Origin of the sequence: Clostridium fermenticellae (assembly GCF_003600355.1) — a bacterium.
In the GTDB taxonomy this organism is placed as follows: domain Bacteria; phylum Bacillota; class Clostridia; order Clostridiales; family Clostridiaceae; genus Clostridium_AV; species Clostridium_AV fermenticellae.
This window is the reverse complement of the sequence record NZ_CP032416.1, coordinates 571,673-595,925: the sequence shown is the minus strand read 5'-3', so window position 1 is coordinate 595,925 and position 24,253 is coordinate 571,673. Positions and strand designations below refer to the sequence as shown.

Here is a 24,253-nt window from a genome sequence, read left to right as displayed (position 1 = left end):
AGATTTTTTATCATTCTATAAGTATAGCATTTCATTCAAAATTAAAGTAGTTTCTTGAATCTTTAATAATGAAAAAATATTAAATTTCAAATAAAAACTGAGAGTATCCTATAAGCCTCCCAGTTTTTAATATATTATAAAATATTTCATTATTTTACGTTAAGTTTTCTCTATTACACCATCGTCTACAAAATCCAGTCTTTTTACTGCACATTACTTTTTTAGATCCACAACTAGGACATGCTAATTTATCATGCTCATAATTTATTTCATAAACTTCTCCACAATCCATACACTTAAACTTACAGTGATTTGTAGTATAATATCCTCCGCTGATTCTTATAGCTTTTCCTTCTGTTAGCGCCATTGCGACTTTTTTTCTAGCACTATCTATTATGTTTTGAAATGTTGGACGAGATACTTTCATTTTCTCAGCACACTCTTCTTGATTTAATTCCTTTATATCCTTAAGCCGAATTGCCTCAAGTTCTTCCACTTTTAAAACTATTTCCTCAATTTCACATTTGGGTTTTCCCCATGGCACAAAATAATTGTCATTTGGAAAGAACTCAACTCTTCTAAATTTGGTTGGTCTTGGCATCTTTATCCTCCCTACATTTATTACATTACATATATATCTATTATACTATTATTTAAGTCTCCTTCACTAAATTTCATTAATAATGTGTTTAACATTCTTTTCATTAACAAAAATGCCCTTAAACTTTTCCATATTAAATCTTTTCGTAAACATATCACATTTACACAAAAATATATAATAAATATTTTTACCACATCCAGAGAGAGTCTCGAAATTTCCTTGTCCTTTTGAAATTATTATATCTGCATCATCAATTATTTCTTTTGACTCTTGATTTATTTTATTTAACTGTGTACCAGGTATATCTGTACCATTTCCTACAACCTTCACCATATTACAAAGTCCTATTTCTTCTGCATCTATAACAGTTGCATCGTTATACACTGGTTTACCTCTTACAATTACATCTAAAATTATATTAGGATACATTTGATTTATCACTTTAATAAATAACTTATCAAAAACTATTTCTCCTGCATTATCAACAATATATGCTATTTTTCTTGTCCTATTTAATTCCTTTCTAAAATTATTATATTCATTAATATCAACTGCTTGCTCTGAAGCAGTTTTAATTATTTGTTTTAGTTTGTTCTTATCAACCTTATTCATAGCTCCAAAATCAATAAAATTACCAACCATTGCATACTTTAAAGCCATAAGAAGTCTATCCTCTGAACTATAAATATTTTTTAATATCTCATCCTCTATAGAAATTAAAAGATTGTTATATTCTTTTTTTACTTCATAATAAATATCATCTAATTTAAATTCTTCGTTTAAAATTCTTAATATTTTTGCATTGATATATGGGGAAGTATCACTTTTCTCAGTCATTGAAATAGTTTTAAATACCCTTTTCATAAATTCTAACTTTCTTTTTTTATCCATTTCATATTTACTAAATAGAGAATCTGCTTTCTTTATATTGCAATATATGCATTCTAAATTTATGTTCATGTTTATCTCCTCTCATTCCCATTCTTTCCATGTTTATATCTATAAGTCCAAATTTATTATATACTTTTTTATATAGTAAATAAGAGGTGTTTACCCACCTCTTATTTATCATCCTGTAAAACATTTAATTAATTATTGATTAACCTAAGTCTGTTTTCAACAATAATCTTTGAATTTAATCTTTACACTTATTATACTTCATTTTAAGTATATGCATATAACTATTTATGTTAACATTAAAGAAACTTTATTTTAGAAAAATCAATATTCCCTTGATTGTCAACTATTGTTTTATCAGAATGTACATACTCAATTTTACCCACAAACATTTCATGCGAACCTGTAACTATAGAATTTACTACCTTGCACTCTATATTTACAGGGCAATCTGCAAGTAGTGGGGCATTAACCTTTAACCCTTCTTCAACTTTTATATTAAATTTAGAAAATTTATCTTCATCTCTTCCACTATGACTGCCTAAGTAATCAAACATTTCTTTTTGTTCATTTCCAACAAGATTTACAACAAAAATACCTGTTTCCTTAATTATTTTATAAGAATATCTTGAAGGAACAATTCCAACCATAATCATTGGTGGATCATAACTACAATTACAACAATATGCTACTGCTAATGCATTATTTTTACCATTATTATCCCTACAAGAAACTAATATTTTTGGCATTGGTTGAAGACATGATTTCATACTGCCTTGAATTTTTTGCATAACCATTCCCCTTTTCATAATAATCTATTTATAAGTTTACTTGTGATTAGTCATTACAATGTCCTTCATATTCATGCTCTTTGCAAATACTTCCTGTTGATTTTAACTCACCTTTTATATATTTCTGCACTACATCATCACAATTACCACTTGCTCCAACAACTACTTCTATTCCATTTTGATTAAATAACTTCTGTGCTGTTTCTCCCATACCACCTGCAATTATAACATTTGCTCCTAAATCCTTTAAAAATACTGGTAAAAATCCTGGTTTATGTCCTGGATTTTGAACAAATTTCTTGTCTAAAGCCTTTCCTTCATTAACTTCATAAGTAGTAAAACCTTCACAATGTCCAAAATGTCCACTCACTAATTTTCCTTCACTTGCAATTGCTATTTTCATTTTATATTCCTCCTATAATTAATATTTATTTTTAATAAATAATACTTTTTATTTTATTCCACATACGCTCTATAGCTTTTTTTGCCTCACTATTTTCATAACAAGTTATAGGTTTCAATTCATTAATTGACTGCATAACTGTATCATCATAAGGTATTTTTCCTACTACCTTAAAACCTTTTTCGGCGCAAAAGCTTTCAATTTCCTTTGCTATTTCGACATTAATATCATATTTATTAATGCATACTAATGTTGAAATTTCAAAATGCTGACAAAGAGACATTACCCTTATAAAATCTTCCATGCCTGATTTTGTAGGTTCTGTAACTATTAGAGCAAAATCACTATCTGTCACTGATGAAATTACTGGACAACCTATGCCTGGAGAACCATCAGTTATAATTAACTTTGTATCCTTTTTTAATATAGTTTTAAATTTATTTACTAATGAATTCTTAGTCTCCGTATGTTTTTCGTCAAACTTCCTGGCATTTCTTCTTAATATACTAATAAGTTGGCCTGAACCTTCACTTCCTATTTCCATTTTTGCTCTAGATAATATTCCTTTTGACGTCTTTGTTATAAATACGTCTGCGCTCTTTTCATCTTCTAATTTGACAGCCTTTTCTGGACAAACAATAGTACAAGCTCCACAACCTTCGCATTTATAAATATTTATTTTATTATCCTTTATAGCATCAAATTTGCAATAGTTTTCACATACTCCACACTGAGTACAAAGAGTTTTATCCATCACAGCTTTTTTAGACCCATAGAAATTTTCTTTGTACAAATCTTTTCCTGGATAGAATAAATAAAAGTTTGGAGCATCTACATCACAATCTATTCTTATAACATCTTTATTAGCAAGTTCTGATAAGGCAACAGCAACTGTAGTTTTCCCTGTTCCGCCTTTTCCACTCAATACTACTAACTCCACATTGATGCCTCCTTTACACTTTTAGCAATATTCTCAAAAAAATTTCTATATTCTTCATTTTCTATGAGCATCTTACCTGTTGAATAATGCTGTGCAATATCTCTTTCATAAGGTAAATATCCTAATATAGGAATACTTTCCCTTTCACAATACTCAGTTATTATATTTTTACTACTTGAACTTTTATTAATAACTATACCCATAGGTATATTAAATTTTCGGACAAGTTCTACTGCCATTTTTAAATCATGTAGTCCAAATTCTGAAGGTTCAGTTACGAGTATAGCTAAATTTACATTTTGAAGTATGCTAACTACATTACAAGAAGTTCCAGGTGAACAATCAAATATGTTAATATCTTTCTTTAAATCCTTTAAAAGTTCTTTAATAACTGGTACTGCCATAGGCTCACCTACATTTAATAATCCTCTTTTACACTCAATACCATTTGAATTTCCTTCTTCAATTACTCCAATAGTTCTCTTCTTATACTCTATTGCTCCTTTTTTACATACCATCTCACAAACTCCACAGCTGTGGCACAGCTTTTCAAAAAGTATAACGCATTCTTTAACTCTAGCCAAAGCATTAAATTGGCAAGCGTTAGAGCACTCTCCACAATGTGTACACTTAGCATAATCTATAAAAGGATAATCTATTTGTACATCTTTGCTAGTGATATCTGAAGGTTTTAGAAATATAAATCCATTTGGCTCTTCTACATCACAATCAATATAATTTGCTTTTAGGATCAATGCAAGATTAGTTGAAATTGTAGTTTTCCCTGTTCCTCCTTTTCCACTCAATACTGCAATATTCAATTTTACTCCTCCTTACGGATGGATTATTAACCCATCATATTATGTGATGAACCTGCAAATTTTATTTCTTTTAATTCACCATTGTTAAATTTTATTAGAACAGATTTTATAGGAATATTTCCACACTTATACGCCTTGATTCCTGATTTTTCAATAATTTTAAAGGCATTAGGTCCAAGATTTCCTGTAATTATTACACTAACATTTTCATCAATTAGCTGCTGTGATGCTGCTATCCCTGCTGCTCCACTTGAAGACTTTCCACTATTTTCAATAATTTTAATTTCTCCACTTTCAGTATCATGAATTTGAAAAAATTCACATCTTCCAAACCTCATATCAAGTACATTTTCAATATCTTTTCCTGTTGCAGAAATTGCAATTTTCATTTATTTTCCCTCCTGTAGTTTTTTTAAAATATTTGTTACTATTGGATCAAATAACTCATCTAAGCTTCTACTTGAATTTTCACATCCACAACTTGATAAGTTACAGATTTCACTAACCATTGGTAATTGACCAAGAAGTTGCAAATCAGTTTTTTCTAAAAATTCATCTACATTTTCTCCATTAAACAGCCTTATCTTTTCGTTACAATTTGGACAAACTATATAACTCATATTTTCTACAACACCTAAGACATTGATGTTCATTTTTTTTGCCATATTAACAGCTTTAGAAACAATCATTGAAACTAAATCCTGTGGTACGGATACCATTACAACACCATTAATAGGGATAGATTGCATAACAGTTAATGCAACATCTGCTGTTCCCGGAGGCATATCAATTATTAAATAATCTAGTTCTCCCCAAATCACATCAGTCCAAAATTGCTTGACTGCTCCTGATATTATTGGACCTCTCCATATTACTGGCTGATTTTCATCTTCAATTAATAAATTTAATGACATAACTTTTATTTTATCTTCTGTTTCCGCTGGAATTATAAGTTTATCTTTAACTTCTACATTTTTATCATTTAACCCAAGTAATCTTGGTATACTTGGTCCTGTTATATCGGCATCCAAAATTCCTACTTTGTATCCTGATTTTTTTAATTGTTTGGCAATCATCGCTGATATAGTTGATTTCCCAACTCCACCTTTACCACTCATAATGCCTATAACATTTTTAACATTATTCATTGGATTATTTTCTACCATGCATTTTTCTTTATCTTTACTGCATGAACCACTTGATGGACATGAATTACAATTTGACATAGTTTTCACTCCTCATTTATTATTGGCATTTGCTAATAATATATTATATTATTTTTTCATTATTGTCAAATGCCAATAAAAAAATAAAGCACCTTAGAAAATTCACATATCATATAAATTTTCTAAAGGCACTCTGTAATTAAACAATCATAAATTGTTTTGTTCAAAATCATTACTTTGAGCAAGGACAAAATCTTTCAAGTCTCATCAAGGCTGCTGCACCTGCAAGAGTAGTTCCAAAAAATATAGTTGGTTTATCAAATAAAACATTAGTTATTGTTTTATTTGCTATTGTACTACCTGTAGCAACTACAATATCACACCAATTCAATAAATCATCAATTGTATTATTTCCATTTTCAACCAAAACACCATATTTAACTTTTCCTATATTATTATCATCCAAATCAACAATTCTAACATCATAGTTTTTCGCTAAATTTTCTAACATCGCTGGTTGGAATCCTATTAATGCAATTTTAGGATTACCATATTTATTTTTTATATATTCTACTAACTCTAATGCACAGTTTTCTGGTTCGCCATCTTTACAATGTATTGTATTACTTGTTATTTGTAAATACCTACATACAGCATTTAAAGTGGCAATATATACAGCTGTATCAAAGTTTGTGTTAAGCGGCATTTCAATTATTTGTTTTAGATTTCCTGTGAAATTATTTGGCATATCTGTAAAAGCTTGACCTTTAGTATCTCTAAAATCTGCTTCTAGTAATTTTTCTTTTCCTTTTATAATAGGAAAATCTTTTCTTTCAGTGTTTCCTATGGCTTCTTCTGCAGTTAAAGTTCTTCCTGTTATTTTTACCTCCTCATTTAACAAACCGTTATCTTCTACAAGCTTTCTAAATTTATGAAATAAATCAGTATAAAATTCATTTTTATCCATTAAATTTTGTACCTCCAATCCATATTTAAATTATGTTTTGCACAGTATTCAAATTTATACTTTTTATATACTGCTATTTCCTCCAACAAAGCCATGCTGTTTTTGAAGTTACCTTATCCTCCACTATTCCACTTATCGCCTTGCTTTCTATATACTTTCTAATGGAAACCTTATCTTCTTCTGCTAAAGGTTTTTTTCTTTCAAAATAGGACAAATATTTTTTATACAATTCATCTACTGATCGTAACTTACTCCGATTTGAATCTACATAACTTATCTTAGGATAGTAACCCATATTCCATAATATATTGAAGGCACTGTATATTTTATTTCCATGGGGGTTATCATTATGATATCCTAAAATCACTTCCGAAAGTTCATTTTTTAAACTATCTTTTTTCTCTACAAATCCACTTAAAAAATATAAGTTTTTACCACAATCAATCATTTTTATAAGATCTTCATAACTATCTATAGCTGGTGTCATAGATGCAAAAACTAGATCAAATTTTCCTTTCCATTCAAAATCTTCCATCTTCAATTCTGACCATATACTTTTTACAAACTTCACATTATTTCTACACTCTGATTCTAAATTTCTTTTAGCACATTCCAGCATATTTTCAGAAATATCTGTAGCAGTAACACATTTAGATATCTCAGAAAACTTTTTAGAATAAAATCCTGTACCACATCCTATATCCAATACATTTTCAAATCTTCTATTTTTCCCAATTTCGAGAAACTCTAGTATACAAGAAATTTTTTTACTTTCTTCTTCCTCTAGTTCTTTGTTGTTAAACTCCTCAACTCTTTTATCCCAAAATTTTTCTTCTATATCATATGATTTTTTTGAGCTGTTCCACAAATCAAGAAAATACTTTATATCCATTCTTTTTACCATCTCCTTGAAATATTTCTCATCCATTAAAACATTTTAATTATAGCATATGCCGATTATATATCAATTTTTATTTTATATAAATAGAGAAATTCATAAGAATTAAAGAATTTACAGAAAAGGTATATTGAGTTATATTATAGTTAATTATATATTATAGTATGATATTGGGGGATTATAAAATGAATATACAATTTATAGACAAAATTTCTAATGGAACACTCAGAATACTTTATAGAAGAGTTACGGATAACAAAGTCAAAGAAATTATAGCACAAGACAAAGTTACAACTGTTGGCATCTGTGATGGAAACATTGCTGATGTGTTAGTTGCAAGTGATATTGCAGAAAAATCATCTAACGTGATTGTAAGTGAAATTTCAGGGGTGTGTCCTCAACATATTGTTTGTATAGGGATTTTTGGGAATACTGCTGCTGTAAAAACTGCATTAAATTCTATAAAAGAACAATTCAAAAAGAACTAAATCTCACACGAGATATAGGGTTTCTAAATTGTAACTTAACTTACACTCCGGGAAATATATACAGCCTTTGACACGTAAAAACTTTTAACAAGTTTAAAGCTCTTATTTTGAAAATTCAAGAGGCTCAAATAAACTCGCAAGCTCAGACAGTATTTGAGTCTCTAGAATTTTCTAAAATACTTCGCTAAAACTTGTAATAAAAGTTTTTAATGTGCCTTCAGGCTGTATATATTTCCCTGCATGTAAGTTAATTCACAAATTAAAATACCTATACTATATATAGTTTTTAGCTTAAAACTTAGTTTGCACGCAGGGGTATGCTGCCAAAATGAAAGCACATATAAATACTTTTTTATCATTATTAGCGAAGTATTTTAGAAAATCTATAAACATTGATATTGTCTGAGGTACGAGTTTATCAATATTTATTAGCTTTTCAAAATGCTGAGCTTTAGAATGATTAAAAGGATTTATCGTGCTGAAGTTTGGCAGCATATCCCGGAGTGTAAACTGAGTTTGGAACTAGAAACCCTATACTTATAAATGTCAATTGTTAACTATATTTACTGCTGCATCTTATTAATCTCATTATATTTTCAGAAGTTCTTTCAATATTTTCTTTTCCATTTCTAAGTGCTTCTTCAAGCGAATTAACTCCTCCCATTATCCCAAATATAGAATCAATAGCATTTTCATATAAGTCACCTATATTATTTCCAACATTTCCAGCTAGAGCAATTACTGGTTTGTTATATTTTTTAGCAAGCCTGGCTACACCAATTGGAGTTTTTCCAAATTTAGTTTGGTAATCTATACTTCCTTCTCCTGTAAATACAGTATCACAAAATTTTATCTTTTCCTCTAATCTTGAATATTTAATAACTAAATCAATACCTTTTTCAAGTTTTCCATCTAGAAAAGCTACAAGACCTGCACCTAATCCACCTGCTGCTCCTGCTCCTGGAATGTTCACAATATCTTTTCCATATTGTTCTTTTATTATATCTGCATAATGCTTCAGATTTTTATCTAGCAAAATAATCATCTCTTTTAAAGCACCTTTTTGTGGTCCAAATATATTTGAAGCTCCATTTTTGCCGCAAAGCGGATTGTTTACATCACAGGCAACTTCAATTTCTACTTTGCTTAGCCTCTCATCAAGATTTGATAAATCTATTCTTTTAAGTTTTCCAAGCTCACATCCACCAAATCCTATTTCCTTTCCTTGTTCATCTAGGAACTTTGCCCCAAGGGCTTGAATAGCTCCTACTCCACCGTCATTGGTTGCACTTCCACCTATACCTATAAGTATTTTCTTTACACCTTTATCAAGGCATGCTTTAATAAGCTGTCCGGTACCATAAGTAGTAGTTATTAACGGATTTCTTTTTTCTTTTGAAACCAAGTGAATTCCACTAGCACTTGCCATTTCAATTACTCCAACTTGTCCATTTCCCAAAATACCGTATTGTGCCTCAACCTCATTTGAAATAGGCCCAACTACTTTTATTGAATATATTTTTCCATTCGTAGCGTCAATAAGAGACTGCATTGTACCTTCTCCACCATCGGCCATAGGTACCTGTATACAGTTGATTTCACTGTCAACCTTTTTTATTCCTTTTTCCATTGCAATACAAACTTCTTTTGCAGTCATACTTTCTTTAAATGAATCTGGTGCTAGTAAAATTGTAAATTTATTTTTCATAAGTCATTCTCCCACTTTTGTATTTTACTAATTTTCTTGTCCATCTTTTATCAATAGTATATACTAAAAAGCCTAGTGAAGGAATAAGGATAGAATGTAAATAAATATAATAGATACAATTCCTACTGCAAGAGTCATACCAGTCTGACACTTATAAGCTTGTCTCGTATCCATATCCGAAAACTCTGAAACAATCCAAAAATAAGCATCATTTGCATGTGAAACAGTCATAGAACCTGCTGCAATAGCCAAAACAACTAATGTTTTACTAATATCAGATGTCATACCTAATGAAGGTAACATTGGAAGAACCATAGTAGCTGTAAGTATTTGTACAACTGTAGTTGCTCCCATCGCCGTTTTTAATAAAGCTGCAATAATAAATGGAAGAAATACACCTAAACTTACATTTATAAAAGATCCATTTATATTCTTAGCAATTGGCAGTGATTGTAGAATTGCACCGAAGGCACCTCCACCACCAACAATTGCAATAACACCTGCTGAATTAGTAATTCCTTTATTAATAAATTGCTGAAGATTTTTTCTTTCACTAGGGGCAATTAAAGTCATCGATAAAAACATTCCCAAAATCAAAGCAATATCTGGATGTCCTACAAAATCAAATAAATATTTAATAGCTCCCCTTCCAAAAGGTGCAGCAGCTATATCTGCAATTGATTTAAGAACAATTAATACAACAATTAGTACAATTGATGAAAATGAATGGAATACTCCAGGAAGTTTTCCGTATTTTTCAATTAACTGTTCTTCAGTATATTCTGGATTAGCAGGTATATCCACATTACACGAAACTTTTTTTGCATAAAGTACACCCATTAACGTTCCTGGAATAGCTACAATTAAACCTAAGCCTAATAAGATTCCTATATTTGAACCTATAGTATTTGCCATAGCAATAGTACCAGGATGGAGCGGAATAAAACAATGTGTTGTAAATAATCCAGCACTTAATGCTGTAGCCATAACAGCTAAAGATATACCAGACTGCTCTGCCATAGCTCTAGCAATTGGAGCAAGTACTACATAACCAGAATTGCAAAATAGAGGTACATCTGTTACATAGCCAGCTAAAGCTATCGCAAGAACCGAATGCTTCTTACCTACCAATTTTAAAATTGCATTTGCCATTACCAATGCTGCTCCTGTTTTTTCAAGAATAACACCAATAATTGCACCTGCCAGAACGATTATACCAATACTTCCAAGTATATTCCCAAACCCCGATTCAACTTTATTCATTATAGTTGCAACTGGCATTCCCATAGCAATACCAACACCAACAGCAACTAAAACTAAAACAATAAATGGATGTACCTTAAACTTAGTTATAGCCACTATCATAACAATAACTGCAATTATAATTACTGCAAATAAATAAGCACTTGACATATTAAACATTCCTTTCAAAATTATCAAATATATTATTTTTTAATTTAGAAAAACCATTTCAAAGATTAGTATTTAATCCTATACTCAAGACAAATTATTATAATATAGTAATATCAATCTCAGCAAAAACTCTTTCATGAAAAGTTCTTCTTCTTTTATACCTAATAAACTATAAATTTTATTCATCCTATAAATTAAAGTATTTTTATGAATATATAAATTTTGAGATGCTATATTTATACTTCCAGATGCTTCTAAATATTTTTCAATAGTCAACATTACATTTTTAATGTCTTTTTCACCAAAGTAACTAAATAAGCAGCTATACATTCGAGCAATAAATTTTTCTCCTATACTATCCATCTCTAATTTTTGCATAAAATATATTAACATATTTCTATGTTCTTCAAGATTATAAATTCCACCCTTACCTATGTTAGCAACAATAGAAGCCGAATGATAAGCTTCAGAAATTTCTTGAAAACAATTACACAAGTTGCCACAAGCAATAGTTGGAACTATCTTTAAATTAAATTTAATACGGAAGAAAATATTTTTTAAATATTTTTGAACAGTTTTTTCTAAGCCACAAAAAGTTTTTAAAATTACAAGTTGTTCATCAACAATACTATAAATATCTTGTTCAGACTTGATAAATTGTTGTTCCAGTAAAAAGCTTTGAATTTTCTTGAGTTTCATTATACTCTTAACTTTATCATTTTTATTACCTTGAAAATTGATTACGATCGTGAGCATAGGCATTTTAATATGCAAAAAAATAACACTACTTAATTGTGAGATACTTTTTTCTGATAAATTTTTACCATAAATCAGTATTTTCAAGAGTTCAGTACGAACTTTTTCTTCAACTTCTTGCTTCTTTACAATTGCAATCTGCTTAAAATAAAGTTCAACATAAGCACGCAACAACTTTGCCGCATCTATAACTTCATCTGGATTGCCATAAATTCCTACTACGCCTCTAATTTTATTATTATTTATAATAGGCATATTAATGCCTTCTTTAGCTCCCTTATATCTATCTAAATTATTTTTATAAATGCATACTGTTTCTCCTCTTGTAATTACTTCGGCTGCACCCTGGTGAAAGCTTCCAATACGATTCTTTTCTGAAGAAGCAATAATAATCCCTTTCTTATCCATGATATTAATGGTACGTCCACCAACAAGAGGTGATGTTGCATTAACTAGATCTTGGGCAATTTCATCAATTTTCATAATATTCACCAATATCCTTTATTCAACTATAAAGCAATCTCCAACTGCTAAATGACAGCTTTGAACTTCATTATCTTCCATAGCTTCATGCTGGGCAAGTTCACCTGAGCAATGTGATAATCCTAACAATTTCAGACCTATTTTTTTCATTTCTGAAATTGTAAATGTAACCCTTTTCTCATCAGCTTCTACAAGGTGTGTTCCACCTAATACAGCATAAATAGGTTTCTTTAAACGTTTAGAAATTGTTTCAAGCATATTCAATATTCCTGGGTGAGAACATCCAACAATAACAACCAAGCCTTTTGAAGTCGAAAGTGCTAAGCAAATTTCATCACTAAAATCATCCATATGACATGTTGGCAATATTCCTTTAACAAAACGTTTTGGAATTGTTTCAAAAGAATGAGTTCTCATAAATTCACCAAATAGATAGCATCCATCAGATAACTCTAAAAAATCTCTACACTCTTTATGACAAATTTGATGTTTTGCTAAAAACTCCTCGTCAAAGCCTGCCCCTAAATAAGTATATTTAACACCATCAAAAGCATATTTAGGCTCAAAAAATTCTTTTCCAGTATAAAGCGTTGATTTTATACCATATTCAACAAAATCACGAAATCCACCACTATGATCATAATGTGAGTGACTGCAGATAACACAATCAGCAGTTCTAATTGGTACATTCATTCTTTTGGCATTACTTATAGCTGTCCCGTCAGATCCACAATCAAATAAAATTCTAATATTTGGAGTTTCAATAAAAAAAGAAAGTCCATGTTTGTTACATAAGCACAAATGTTCTGAACCAACATTGTCCATTAATGTAGTAATTTTTACCATACTAAAATCCTCCTACTACCTTATAAATTAAATTGCGATTTCAGTATATCATGTATTTTTTCTTATTTCATTGTTGTGCATTACAATATTATTGCATATTTTATATATGATTATTGTATCTTAGCATAAAGTTAACCGTAAAAATGTTATAATATATTCATTAATTGATAACATATGACGCAAAACATGCAGATAAAATTTTAAAATAAAAAGGAGGTATTCAAAATAATGAATGAAAAGAAGGGCAGTGCTATTGCATTGTTACCATTAGGTATATTTATGGCACTATTTCTTGGTGTTTCAATCATAATGAAAGACTTTTATAAAATGCCTGTAGTTGTAGCCTTAATAATCGCATCCACCATAGCCATACTTCAAAATAAAAAAGTACCTATAGAATTAAAAGTCGAAAGATTTTGCAGGGGTGCTGGAGACTCCAGCATCATACTTATGTGTTTAATTTTTATTTTAGCAGGTGCTTTTGCCGAAGTCAGCAAAGCTATGGGAGCTGTAGATTCTACAGTAAATTTAGGACTAGCTATTTTCCCACACAGCTTTATGGTAGCTGGTATATTTATAATTGGTTCTTTTTTATCCATGTCACTTGGAACTTCTGTTGGAACAATAGTAACTTTAGCACCTATTGCAGTTGGAATTTCGCAAAAGACAGGTTTACCTATGGAGTTTTTAATTGCTGCTGTAGTTAGTGGTGCTATGTTTGGTGATGGATTATCTATGATATCGAATTCCACTGTAGCTGCTACTAAAACTCAAGATTGTGAAATGGTAGATAAATTCAAAGCCAATTTTAAGATAGTACTTCCTGCGGCTATTTTAACATTAATCATATATGCATTTTTAACTTTTGGCATGCAAATCAATCAATCAGGAACTTATAACTATCAATTTGTAAAAATATTGCCTTATATAGCTGTACTTATAGTAGCTTTAACAGGCTTTAACGTAATATTAGTACTGGTTGGCGGCATAGTATTAGCATCTATAATAGGTCTTATTTATGGTTCCTTCAACATATTTATGGTATTTCAACTTTGTGCAAAGGGTATTGCCGGCATGGAGGATATATCTATGATATCCATATTAATTGGTGGTATAGGTGAATTAATAAAATTCAATGGTGGTATAGATTTTATATTAAATACAATACGTAAAAGAATTCATTCCAGAAAAGGCGCTGAATTTGGTATAGGAATATTAGTCAGCTTAGTAGATTTATGTACTGCTAATAATACTGTTTCTATAATTATAGTTGGTTCTCTAGCTAAAAATTTATCAGAAAACTATGGTGTGGATAGAAGAAAAACGGCCAGTCTTTTAGATACTTTTGCTTGCTTTATACAAGGATGTATACCTTATGGAGCTCAGCTTTTAGTTGCTTCTAGTCTTGCCGCAATTTCACCATTTTTGATAATGAAATATCTTTGTTATCCATATCTTTTGGGGATTTCATCTGTATTTGCAATAATACTTGGAGTTCCTAAATTTAATAATTAGCACCCCTGGGGTGCATTTTTTTCCAATTATTTTGTAAAACTACTTGACAATATTAAGTACTCGATCTTATACTATAGTAAAGTACTACTTGATAATATAATATACTTTATAGGATGAAATAATTTAGTTAGGAGCGCTGCTGTAATGGAATTTGAAAAAGAACTCTTAAAAGGCTATATCGATATAATAGTTTTATCAGTCTTAAAGCATAAAGATATGTATGGTTATGAAATTGGAAAAGAAATAAAACAGTCAAGTAAAAATTTTGAGATGAAGGAAGCAACTTTATATGTATCTTTAAAGAGATTGGAAAAGAGGAATTATCTAGAAGGATACTGGAATGATGATGAAAATACTGGCGGCGGAAGAAGACGTTATTATAAAATTACTCAAAAAGGTCTTGACTTTTTCAAGGAAAAAGTTAAAGAGTGGCTTGCTCTTAAAGATTTATTAGATTATTTTCTGGAGGTGAACACTGATGAGTAAAATTGATATGTATGTAGATCACATTTGCAGCAACTTCAACCAATCTGACAAGGATATCCAAATACTTAAAGAAGAACTGAAATCAAATCTTAAGGATGAGATATCCGAGCTTCAAAATCAAGGCTTCAGCGAACAAGAAAGTCTAAAAATTACTTTGAGTAATTTTGGTGAAGAAAAAAAGTTCATTTCAGAGATGAACAGCATATGGACAAGAAAAAGTGAATTTACCTTAAAAATTATAAAAGCGGCAATTGCCATTTTTATAATTGGCTGTATTTTTGTCATTGTTCGTCTTTTATTCAACGGTAGCAGTCTCATTTTTCAGAATTTTGCCTCTTTGCTTTTTAACATTTCCTGGATTGTTGGGTGCATTGCTTTTTACCAATACATTAATATTGAAAACAAAAGTATATCTCTATTTATAATATTCCTATGTGATATCATTTTTAGTACATTTTTTATTACCTGTATTCTGTTTCCAAATAGTATAAAAGACAACTTTATAATCATATTTGGTATTGTATTAATTACAGTTTTAATCATGAAAATATATTTCATTAAAAATAAACTTCAAAATCAAGATTAAAAATAACTTCAAATAATAGAAAATTAATTTTTATAGGGAGGTTTTATTATGTCTAATTTAAATCCTTTCAAAATCTTATCAAATCTCGAAAACAGAAAATCAAAAGTTAAAATCTTAAGTGTTACAGATGCAGTAATTGCCGCGATTTGTTATATATTGATATTATCTTTTCTTTTAGGAATTGGTTTCAGTATAATCGATTCATTCAATAATATTATATTACAATCGTTTCTTTCTATTTTTGCATTAGCAGTTATCTTCTTTATAGTTACTTCGGTATTCTATTGGTATTACATTACTAATCCCGGTAAAGATAAAATTGAATCGAGACCAGTAAAAAAATTAACTTTACCTAATATATTACTTTTAATACTGATTGTCTTAGGTTATCTACTATTCTTTGATGCACTTTTGATGCCAATAGATAGGATTCTTCCCGGATTTAACTTAGTTACAAAAGGTATACCACTTATTTATAAAAGTCCCTTAATTCTCATTGGATATTTAAGTATCGTTCCTTTACTAACAGAGTTTGTATTTAGAGGTATTATTTTAGAAGGACTTTCAAAGAAATATTCAGATCTAAAAGCACTAATGATATGCTCACTAATCTCTGGAATATCTGCCTTTAACCCTGCAGGATTTATGTGTACTTTTATACTTGGAATCTTATTAGGTTACCTCTATATAAAAACCCATTCATTATGTTTATGTATAATTGGTGATATACTTTATAGTATAGTTACATTCATTTTAATTCAATACTATCCACAGTTTTTACTACTAATCAGCTCAAATATTCTTATTATATCTCTATTAACTATCACTGGGCTTTTGATAATGTATTTTGGCTTAAAAAAACTTTTCTCAAATATTAAAAAGACTAATTTGCAATAGAATTTTTAAGTATTCAAATTAATTTAAAGCAAGCTGCAAATTGTTTTTTACAGTTTGCTTACTTTTTATTTCAAACAATGCATATATTCTTTTACTTTATCCCAACTTACTAAGAATGCCTGTCCTTTTGAGCAAGATATTGAAGTCGATGTATAATCAATATCTGCATTTTTATCATATCCTATATCTTTTATAACTTGTTCCTCGTTGTGACAAATATCATACCCATCAAACACAAAATTGATTTTTCCTCTGCCATTTGTCAATGATATAAATTCTAAATTGTAATTCATAAATTCAGATACAGGACCTCTGCCATTTATAAAAACTTTGTCATTTTGTATGTTAGGGCTTTGAAAAACTCCATTCAATCTTTGTATATCTGACAATATCTTTCCCATATATTCTACATCTGCTGATATTTTAAAACGATAATACGGCTCCAAGACTACATTTTGTGTGGATTCAAGCCCCTGTCTTAATGCCCTTAAAGTTGCTTCTCTAAAATCTCCACCATTTGTGTGTTTATTATGTGCTCTTCCTGTAATTAAAGTAATTTTTAAATCAGTTATAGGAGAACCGGTTAAGATACCATGATGTTCCCTCTCATATATATGAGTACGTATCAAATTTTGATTTCCAACTGTCAGGTCATCTGTACTACATTCATTTTCAAATGCAATTCCACTATTTCTTTCGCCAGGCTCTAATTTAAGATGTACCTCTGCATAATGCCTTAAAGGTTCAAAGTGCCCGTATCCTATACTTTCTTCCAATATAGTTTCTTTATATAAGATTTTGCATGGGCCAAAATCAACTGATAAATTAAATCTTTCCTCTATAACCTGTTTTAAAATTTCAAGTTGAACTATACCCATGATGTGAACTTGTATTTCTTTTGTTTTTTCATTCCAAGTTATACTTAAAGCAGGATCTTCATCTTCTAAAATTTTAAAATAGTTTAAAACTTCTTTAGGATTTAATTTATCATCAAATATAACCTTTGATTTTAAAGTTGGTACTACACTATAGTCTGTCTTTTTTTCTAGGTTGCCTACTCCATTTCCTATTTTTGCACTTGTAAGCCCACAAACTGCAAAAAGCTGACCTGACGATACACTATCTACTGTTTTAAATTTACTGCCATTATAAATCCTTATTTCATTTATTTTTTCGTAAGTTTCACCAATGCGGATTTTTTCTTTCACATTTAATATACCACTTAATGACTTTATATAGGTAAGTTTATTCAGCCCTTCATCATGTCGTACTTTATATACTATACCGCTGAACTCAAGATTACTTTTATACTCAGTAAAAGTTAACATATCAAGTTTTTCAATAAAGCTATCTATACCAATATCCTTGAGTGCAGAACCACTAAAACACGGAAAAAACTTATTTTGTTTAATTAACTTTATTGTAGAATCCAACCATAAATCCTTCTGATATCCACTTTCTAAATATTTTTCTAGAAGTTCATCATCTTTCTCAGCTATAAATTCTACAAGCTCAGATTCCATATTTCCATTTTTAAATGAATCATCCATTAAATATGCATCTTGTGTTAAGTTCAATTTTATTTCATTTAATACAGCCTTCAAATCAGAAGTTTCTATATCAATTTTATTTATAAATAAAAAAGTTGGAATTTTATTTTTTCTAAGCAATTCCCATATAACTTCAGTTTGACTTTGAACTCCCTGAGTTCCGCTTATTATAAGAATGGCATAGTCCATAACCCCTATTGCCCTTTCCATTTCAGACGAAAAATCCATATGACCTGGAGTATCAACTAGATAATATGTAGAGGAATTATAGCCGAAAATCCCCTGCTCTGAGAATACAGTAATCCCTCTTTCTCTTTCTACACTATGGTTATCTAGAAATGAATCTTTATGATCAACTCTTCCAAGATTTCTAATACTCTTTGTATGATATAATATTTGTTCAGCAAATGTTGTCTTCCCAGCATCTACATGTGCAAACATTCCAATCGTTTTATTCATCGTTTTATAACATCCTATCCTATTTCAATTTAAGTACGGAATATTTAATCAAATAAACTACACTTATTTATTTTTTATTGAACTCCTAGAGCTTTAAATACAGCATCTTCGACACCACTATAAAACATTATTTGAAACTTAGCAAATAATTCTGGAGGTACTGTAGGCAAATCTCCGGCATTAGCCATTGGAAGTAAAATTTTCTTTGCTCCTGAATCAAAACATACTTGCAGCGTATTGGCCAAATCCTCCACTTTATTTATTGTTCCTCCTATGCTCATAGAACCTAATACAGCCAACTGACTTTGTACTGATTTTATAAGAGCTCCGGAACACATTGCAATTAATGCAGCTAATGAAAGGTAAGAAGTAAGTCCAACTCCATTTATATCCTGTACATGCATTAAATAGTCCTTTTGAGTAGTTGATATAGATGCACTAATACTTCTACTATTTGCTTTAAAGTATCTAAATGCAGTTTCAATGCTTTCCTTTGCTTCTCTATTAGAACCTAATCCCGTTTTTTCAAATTTACCTGAACCATTAACTACTTCTGTTTCTATTTTGTATACTCCTATCATTCCAGAATCGCCTACGCCTATAGTATATATCTGTCCTGCTTTCATAGCACCTTCCGGTATAAGAGAACCACTTCCTTGCTCTGGAACTGATACAAACTCCTCACTCATGGTTTCATTATCTATATAAGAAAAATGGACATCATAAAATTCCATTCCTCCTATCTTCTTAAGCTGTTCTTTTACCCTCCTTCTGCCTACTAAAGCATATCTCAATATCTCTTCTAATTCTTTTTTATCAAATTCTCCATGGGGATATATTAATTTAATTAAACCTGATACTGTTTTTCTAACTGCTATAACATCTCTTTGATTTAAGTTATTACCTAATTTAAAGTATTTATCTATGGCATCGCCAAATGTCCTCTTTCTCATTTCTTTCAAATATTCTGAAAGGTAATCAGTAATAAAACCAAAGCTGTTTGTAAAAAATTCCGGTCTCATTTTAGGTATCTCCCAACCTGGCAGATAAAAATGAATTCTATCAAAGAAGGCTGAATCATAGGCCATCGCCTCTGGAAAAGGCTCAAATAAATGTGAAGTTTTCAATAAAACATCTACACTTTGATTTATATTACCAATAAACACCATAGATGCCGAAGCTGCTTTTTCTTCTTTGCCTCTGGCAAAAGAACCTGATGCCATATAATCTTTCATTATCTGTATTCCATCTTTATCTTTAAAAGTAATACCTGCCACTTCATCAAAAGCCACAGCATCCCACATCCCAACCAAACCAATTTTTCTTTGAGACATATTGTAAAAGAGATTTGCAACAGTAGTTTGTCCTCCAGATACTAATATTGAATTTGGAGATATCTCCTTATATAAATAAGATTTGCCCGTACCTCTAGGTCCAAGCTCACACATATTATAGTTATTCTCACAAAGTGGAACCATTCTAAGTAACATATGCCACTTTGTCTCATACTTTAACTGAGTTGGTTCCATTCCTATAGATTTTATTAAAATATCAATCCACTCTTCCTTAGTAAAATGCTTTCTTCCTTCTATTAATTCTTCCAGGTCCATATTAGGCATTTGGATTGGTGTTACCTGATCTATTAAAAAAGGAGATATATTCTTTGTAGTTTCATCATAAAGATATTGAAGTTTAACTATACACCAAATTCCAATACCTAATAGTTTTTCGTAATCTTTAACGTATTTTGCATCTATTTCAACATCTTTTAAACCTAAATTTGAAAACTCTGCTACATAAATATCTTTCTTTTCATTTAACTTAACTGTTAACTTATCAATAACTGTATACCTACTCATTTCTCTTATTTTAGACTTTACCATTTCGGCTTCATCCGGTCTTACGAAGTTGTCAGCTAAAATATTCTTAACTCTTTCAACTCCTGCATTTATACTGTCTTCATCATCTGTAGCACAATACATTCCAAGCAAGTACTCAAGTACATAAGTTGGAACATTTGCCCCTTGTTTTAACTTTTGCGTCAAATCTTTTCTAACAACTTTTCCTGCAAAATAAGTATTAAGTTTTACACTTAATTCATCCATTTTATCCTCCTGTTATCCTCTATTATTGCATAATTCCATTAGAAATTCTTTTTCATCTTCTGTAATAACTGTTGGATTAAGTGTTTTATCTTTTATTGCTACCAGTTCCGAACTCTTACTTGCAAAATATTCATCAGTTGCTTTATAGGATTTAAGTTTTAATAATAAAGATTTATTTAACTCTAATGGAATAGTCAATATTTTTGAAAACTGCCTGCTCCCTATAAAGATAACATTATCATTTTTAGCATCACAATTTAAAGCGCTTATTTCAATATTATTCTTGCCTTTTAATAAAATTTTTTCTATATAAAAATATGCAGTAATATATCTTTTATTCCCGATTCTTGTATTAAAGAAAAGATAAGACCCCTCACTTAAGTTATTCTTCAATGCTTCTCCTTTATTGCCACCATCTCCATACACTAATTGTGTAAAATTAGGATCAACATGACCATTTCGTGCACATTCGTCACTATATGTAATTAACATATGTTTCATTTATTACTCCCCCTTTATTTAAAATCCAAAATCATCAATTATAGCAATATCTATGTTATAAGGTATTCTCTCATACATACCATTACTATTTTCTGCATCCTCCATTACTAAGAAATATTGTTTTCTCTTATCATAAGGCATACTCTTTAATACAAACTTTTCTTTATAAGTTCTTTCCTGTGGATTTTCTGACCTTGAATCTCCAATTATAATATTTTCATTAGATATTCTATTGCCAGTTTCATCTTCAAAATAACATCTAATTTTCTGTACTATAACTTTATCCTGTATTTTTTCTTCCTGGAAAAATTCAAGATAAGTTATTATATTAGTTATCTTTCTCGTAATACTCGTCAAAGATATTCTAACTTTTCTTATATCGTTTAGTGATGAAACACTTCTATCATTCTTAAATTTGATTACTGGAATAACTACTTCCTGCAGCATTGCCCCACCATGTACATAGTTTGCACCAGCACCCTGTACTTTAAATCTGGATGTTCCCCTCGGTGTAATAACTTCTTTGTGTGAACCTTCGCCTAGAAGATATTCCATACTAAAACCTACTGTTCCTTCTACACTTTGAGCATCAGATGTCAATATGAATCTTCTGCCATCCTCTCCGTCATTCAACTTAACTCCTAATAACTTGTCACTTTCCTCTAGAACACTTCTCTTATATAGATATCCATGATCTGCTGTAATAATTATGCTAGAAGCGCTTACTCTATTTACAAGCTTATTGACTAAAGCAATAATTTCATTAAAGGCCGTTTCCGCAGCTGAAAATACATCCCTTTCAGTAGCTGCATAATCACCTATAGCATCTATAGCATTATGATAAATGTAGACTACATCCTTTCCTCCAAAGGTCTCTAATATTTCTTCAGGTTTCATATCCATAACCTTATCATATCTAACTGCCAGTGAATTAGGATTTTCTTTTTTTAAAATAGCATCTCTATTTTGAGTTCCACTGCTGTTAATTCCATCTACGACTACATCATAATCATCATTAATTTCTATATTGTTGTGTGGTAGTAACGATGCCATTCCCAATTTGGTATACGAAGGAAGTACTCCCTCAATATAATCTATTTCTACCTTGCCTTTTCTTTCATTTACAAGTCTATTTTTTAATTCCTCAGCACTTTCATACCTCAATCCATCAGAAATTATTACAAAAACCCTTTCCTTTGTATATTCAACAAACTCTTTATAGAAATTATCCTGATATCTTAAACCTTCTATCCTCCACGAATGTTCTTTTTCTAATGAATTAAACCATTTTATTGATAACTCCTGCAAATACCAATTACTATATGTATTTTCAATCAGCTCTGCCAAATTAACCAATTGGTCTTTTTCTTCACAACTATCAAAATGATAATAAAATTTTCTATAAGCTTTATCTATATAGTAATATTCCTTGGCATAAGTTTTAAACATATCATAAGATGATTCTGTTTTTATATTTGAATCAAGTTTTCTCTTCTTACTAAGTAAATTTATAGCCCACTTTACTGCTTTATATTCTCTTTCATACTTCTTATAGAAATGTGTAGTTTTTCGTGAATCTATTAGTTTCAAATAATCACTGTATTCTCCAACTTCATCATTTAAAAGATTAATAATTCTTTTAAGAATTATTTTATCAGTTTCTTCAAAAACATCACAGCTAATAAAAGTGTCAGAACTATTGCTACCCAACAGTTTTGCTATCTTCATCTTATCACCTATAAGCTGCTGCATTTTATCATAATAAATACTATCTTTTGTACTGTTCATAAAATGATTTATAAATACAATACAGTTTGTAACTTTAGAAGATATAAATGGAGCATATTTCTTTGGCATTTCAAATTTTATTGTTTCCTTCATATTTGTTATCAAGAGCATAGCCATGAATCTTTCTAAACTTCTTTCTTCAAATTCATAGCCATAATACTTAATTATCAAATTCCATAATGAATCCAAATTACCAAACTTATCAATATTCTCATACATCTTGCTCTGTCCATCTAAATATTCTTTTAGTATTGCCTTTAATATTTCCTCAACATCCATGATCTTTACTTTGGTCAAAACCGCCAAAACTCCAACATGAATTTTTTCTTCCGTATAATCCTGTATATTTAATTCCTTAAAAGCTGCAAATCTATCTTTTCTTCTAAAAAATATATTATAAATCTTAAATACTTCCTTAAGTTGAGGATCTGTAATCTTTAATTCTCTCATTACTGCAGTTGCTCTATCCGTAGAAAATTCTTCACTGTAACTTAAAATATCGTAAAGCCAATTTTCTGAAGGTACCGGCTTTTCCATATTCGAATAAACAAGTATATTGCTAGTTATATCTTCTTTTTCTATATGATATTTGACCCAAAAGGCATTATTATTCGTTAGTTTAATGAGGTTAACACCTTCAACATCAAAGCTATCTATATCTTCAACAAAATCTCCACTGCCATCATACCAAAATACAATATGACGTTTTTTTCCGTCACCTAAAGGTTTTGAAAATAACTCTTTAAGAAAATTTCTTATTTCCTGTAAATTCATATGTCCACCTCTATTTCACCATCTAGCATATATTTCCACCTGATATATGTGCTATATGATTACCTATTTCTATCATTGTAGCCAATGAAAGTATTAATGTATGTTCTTGACTTTGAATCAATGACTTAAACTACTCTATTGCCTCATCATGATTTTCATTCATATTTGGGATATCAAGTATATTAACAAGTACGGGAGTATTAATGATTCTTATATTCATTTACTTATCCTCCAGGCATAAATAATGTTTATTTCCATTTTTTCTTTCATAGATTTCAGCAAGTCATTACTAATTACTAAATCACCTAGATTACCTTTAGCTAATAATTTAAGATATTTTTTTTATATCTATAAATTATATAAATTTACTGCCAGCATCTTCTTCATTTCTATAGGCTACAACTACACCAATTA

At 29.9% G+C, this 24,253-nt stretch carries 23 protein-coding genes; 5 read left to right on the top strand and 18 right to left on the bottom strand.

The features are described from left to right. Positions 1–154: 154 nt before the first annotated feature. From D4Z93_RS02870 to D4Z93_RS02825, 10 genes are all read right to left on the bottom strand, one after another. Positions 155–601, bottom strand: a complete 447-nt coding sequence (locus tag D4Z93_RS02870) for a DUF134 domain-containing protein (RefSeq protein ID WP_119970274.1) — start codon at positions 599–601, stop codon at positions 155–157. Positions 602–667: 66 nt separating this feature from the next. Further along, entirely contained in the window at positions 668–1,561 is an 894-nt protein-coding gene (locus D4Z93_RS02865; RefSeq protein ID WP_119970272.1) for a damage-control phosphatase ARMT1 family protein, read from the bottom strand. A gap of 236 nt (positions 1,562–1,797) precedes the next feature. Continuing rightward, entirely contained in the window at positions 1,798–2,289 is a 492-nt protein-coding gene (locus tag D4Z93_RS02860; protein ID WP_119970270.1) for a flavin reductase family protein, read from the bottom strand. Positions 2,290–2,335: 46 nt separating this feature from the next. Then, positions 2,336–2,692: a NifB/NifX family molybdenum-iron cluster-binding protein gene (locus tag D4Z93_RS02855; RefSeq protein ID WP_119970268.1), complete on the bottom strand. Its 357-nt coding sequence runs from the start codon at positions 2,690–2,692 to the stop codon at positions 2,336–2,338. Between the two features lie 31 nt (positions 2,693–2,723). Next, positions 2,724–3,632 carry an ATP-binding protein gene (locus tag D4Z93_RS02850; protein ID WP_119970266.1) on the bottom strand — a complete coding sequence of 303 codons (909 nt, stop codon included), beginning with the start codon at positions 3,630–3,632 and terminating at the stop codon, positions 2,724–2,726. Further along, positions 3,623–4,453, bottom strand: coding sequence for a P-loop NTPase (locus D4Z93_RS02845; protein WP_119970264.1), 831 nt, complete (start codon positions 4,451–4,453; stop codon positions 3,623–3,625). The genes D4Z93_RS02850 and D4Z93_RS02845 overlap by 10 nt, the downstream gene beginning before the upstream one ends. A gap of 26 nt (positions 4,454–4,479) precedes the next feature. Then, entirely contained in the window at positions 4,480–4,842 is a 363-nt protein-coding gene (locus D4Z93_RS02840; protein WP_119970263.1) for a NifB/NifX family molybdenum-iron cluster-binding protein, read from the bottom strand. After that, positions 4,843–5,679, bottom strand: a complete 837-nt coding sequence (locus tag D4Z93_RS02835; RefSeq protein ID WP_119970261.1) for an Mrp/NBP35 family ATP-binding protein — start codon at positions 5,677–5,679, stop codon at positions 4,843–4,845. 172 nt (positions 5,680–5,851) lie between these two features. Continuing rightward, entirely contained in the window at positions 5,852–6,586 is a 735-nt protein-coding gene (locus D4Z93_RS02830) for a Rossmann-like domain-containing protein (protein ID WP_119970259.1), read from the bottom strand. A 73-nt stretch (positions 6,587–6,659) separates the two neighbouring features. Continuing rightward, entirely contained in the window at positions 6,660–7,478 is an 819-nt protein-coding gene (locus D4Z93_RS02825) for a class I SAM-dependent methyltransferase (protein WP_119970257.1), read from the bottom strand. 191 nt (positions 7,479–7,669) lie between these two features. Between D4Z93_RS02825 and D4Z93_RS02820 the strand changes: the two genes are divergently transcribed. Next, a complete protein-coding gene (locus tag D4Z93_RS02820; RefSeq protein ID WP_162920237.1) occupies positions 7,670–7,972 on the top strand; it encodes a BMC domain-containing protein in 303 nt (100 codons plus the stop codon). A 553-nt stretch (positions 7,973–8,525) separates the two neighbouring features. Here the strand turns inward: D4Z93_RS02820 and D4Z93_RS02815 are convergent. The 4 genes from D4Z93_RS02815 to D4Z93_RS02800 form a co-directional block, all read right to left on the bottom strand. Then, a complete protein-coding gene (locus tag D4Z93_RS02815) occupies positions 8,526–9,680 on the bottom strand; it encodes a glycerate kinase family protein (protein ID WP_119970253.1) in 1,155 nt (384 codons plus the stop codon). A gap of 72 nt (positions 9,681–9,752) precedes the next feature. Then, a complete protein-coding gene (locus D4Z93_RS02810; RefSeq protein WP_119970252.1) occupies positions 9,753–11,093 on the bottom strand; it encodes a GntP family permease in 1,341 nt (446 codons plus the stop codon). An 84-nt stretch (positions 11,094–11,177) separates the two neighbouring features. After that, on the bottom strand, positions 11,178–12,332 hold the full coding sequence (locus tag D4Z93_RS02805; RefSeq protein WP_119970250.1) for a CdaR family transcriptional regulator: 1,155 nt from the start codon (positions 12,330–12,332) through the stop codon (positions 11,178–11,180). Positions 12,333–12,350: 18 nt separating this feature from the next. Then, a complete protein-coding gene (locus tag D4Z93_RS02800; protein WP_119970248.1) occupies positions 12,351–13,178 on the bottom strand; it encodes an MBL fold metallo-hydrolase in 828 nt (275 codons plus the stop codon). 228 nt (positions 13,179–13,406) lie between these two features. Between D4Z93_RS02800 and D4Z93_RS02795 the strand changes: the two genes are divergently transcribed. The 4 genes from D4Z93_RS02795 (at position 13,407) to D4Z93_RS02780 (ending at position 16,662) form a co-directional block, all read left to right on the top strand. After that, on the top strand, positions 13,407–14,693 hold the full coding sequence (locus D4Z93_RS02795; protein ID WP_119970247.1) for a Na+/H+ antiporter NhaC family protein: 1,287 nt from the start codon (positions 13,407–13,409) through the stop codon (positions 14,691–14,693). A 144-nt stretch (positions 14,694–14,837) separates the two neighbouring features. After that, positions 14,838–15,179 carry a PadR family transcriptional regulator gene (locus D4Z93_RS02790; RefSeq protein ID WP_119970245.1) on the top strand — a complete coding sequence of 114 codons (342 nt, stop codon included), beginning with the start codon at positions 14,838–14,840 and terminating at the stop codon, positions 15,177–15,179. Beyond that, on the top strand, positions 15,172–15,765 hold the full coding sequence (locus D4Z93_RS02785) for a permease prefix domain 1-containing protein (protein ID WP_119970243.1): 594 nt from the start codon (positions 15,172–15,174) through the stop codon (positions 15,763–15,765). Before D4Z93_RS02790 ends, D4Z93_RS02785 begins: the two co-directional genes overlap by 8 nt. A 48-nt stretch (positions 15,766–15,813) precedes the next feature. Continuing rightward, positions 15,814–16,662 (top strand): CPBP family intramembrane glutamic endopeptidase, encoded by an 849-nt coding sequence (locus tag D4Z93_RS02780; protein ID WP_119970241.1) that lies wholly within the window; start codon positions 15,814–15,816, stop codon positions 16,660–16,662. Positions 16,663–16,727: 65 nt separating this feature from the next. Here D4Z93_RS02780 and D4Z93_RS02775 read toward each other — a convergent pair whose 3' ends face one another. From D4Z93_RS02775 to pglZ, 4 genes are all read right to left on the bottom strand, one after another. Next, positions 16,728–18,671, bottom strand: coding sequence for an elongation factor G (locus D4Z93_RS02775; protein WP_119970240.1), 1,944 nt, complete (start codon positions 18,669–18,671; stop codon positions 16,728–16,730). Positions 18,672–18,745: 74 nt separating this feature from the next. After that, entirely contained in the window at positions 18,746–20,776 is a 2,031-nt protein-coding gene (gene brxL, locus D4Z93_RS02770) for a protease Lon-related BREX system protein BrxL (protein ID WP_119970239.1), read from the bottom strand. A 12-nt stretch (positions 20,777–20,788) separates the two neighbouring features. Then, entirely contained in the window at positions 20,789–21,277 is a 489-nt protein-coding gene (locus D4Z93_RS02765) for a hypothetical protein (protein WP_119970237.1), read from the bottom strand. Positions 21,278–21,295: 18 nt separating this feature from the next. After that, the gene (pglZ, locus tag D4Z93_RS02760) at positions 21,296–23,839 is read right to left on the bottom strand and encodes a BREX-1 system phosphatase PglZ type A (RefSeq protein ID WP_119970236.1); all 2,544 of its coding nucleotides are present in this window, start codon (positions 23,837–23,839) and stop codon (positions 21,296–21,298) included. Positions 23,840–24,253: the final 414 nt, after the last annotated feature.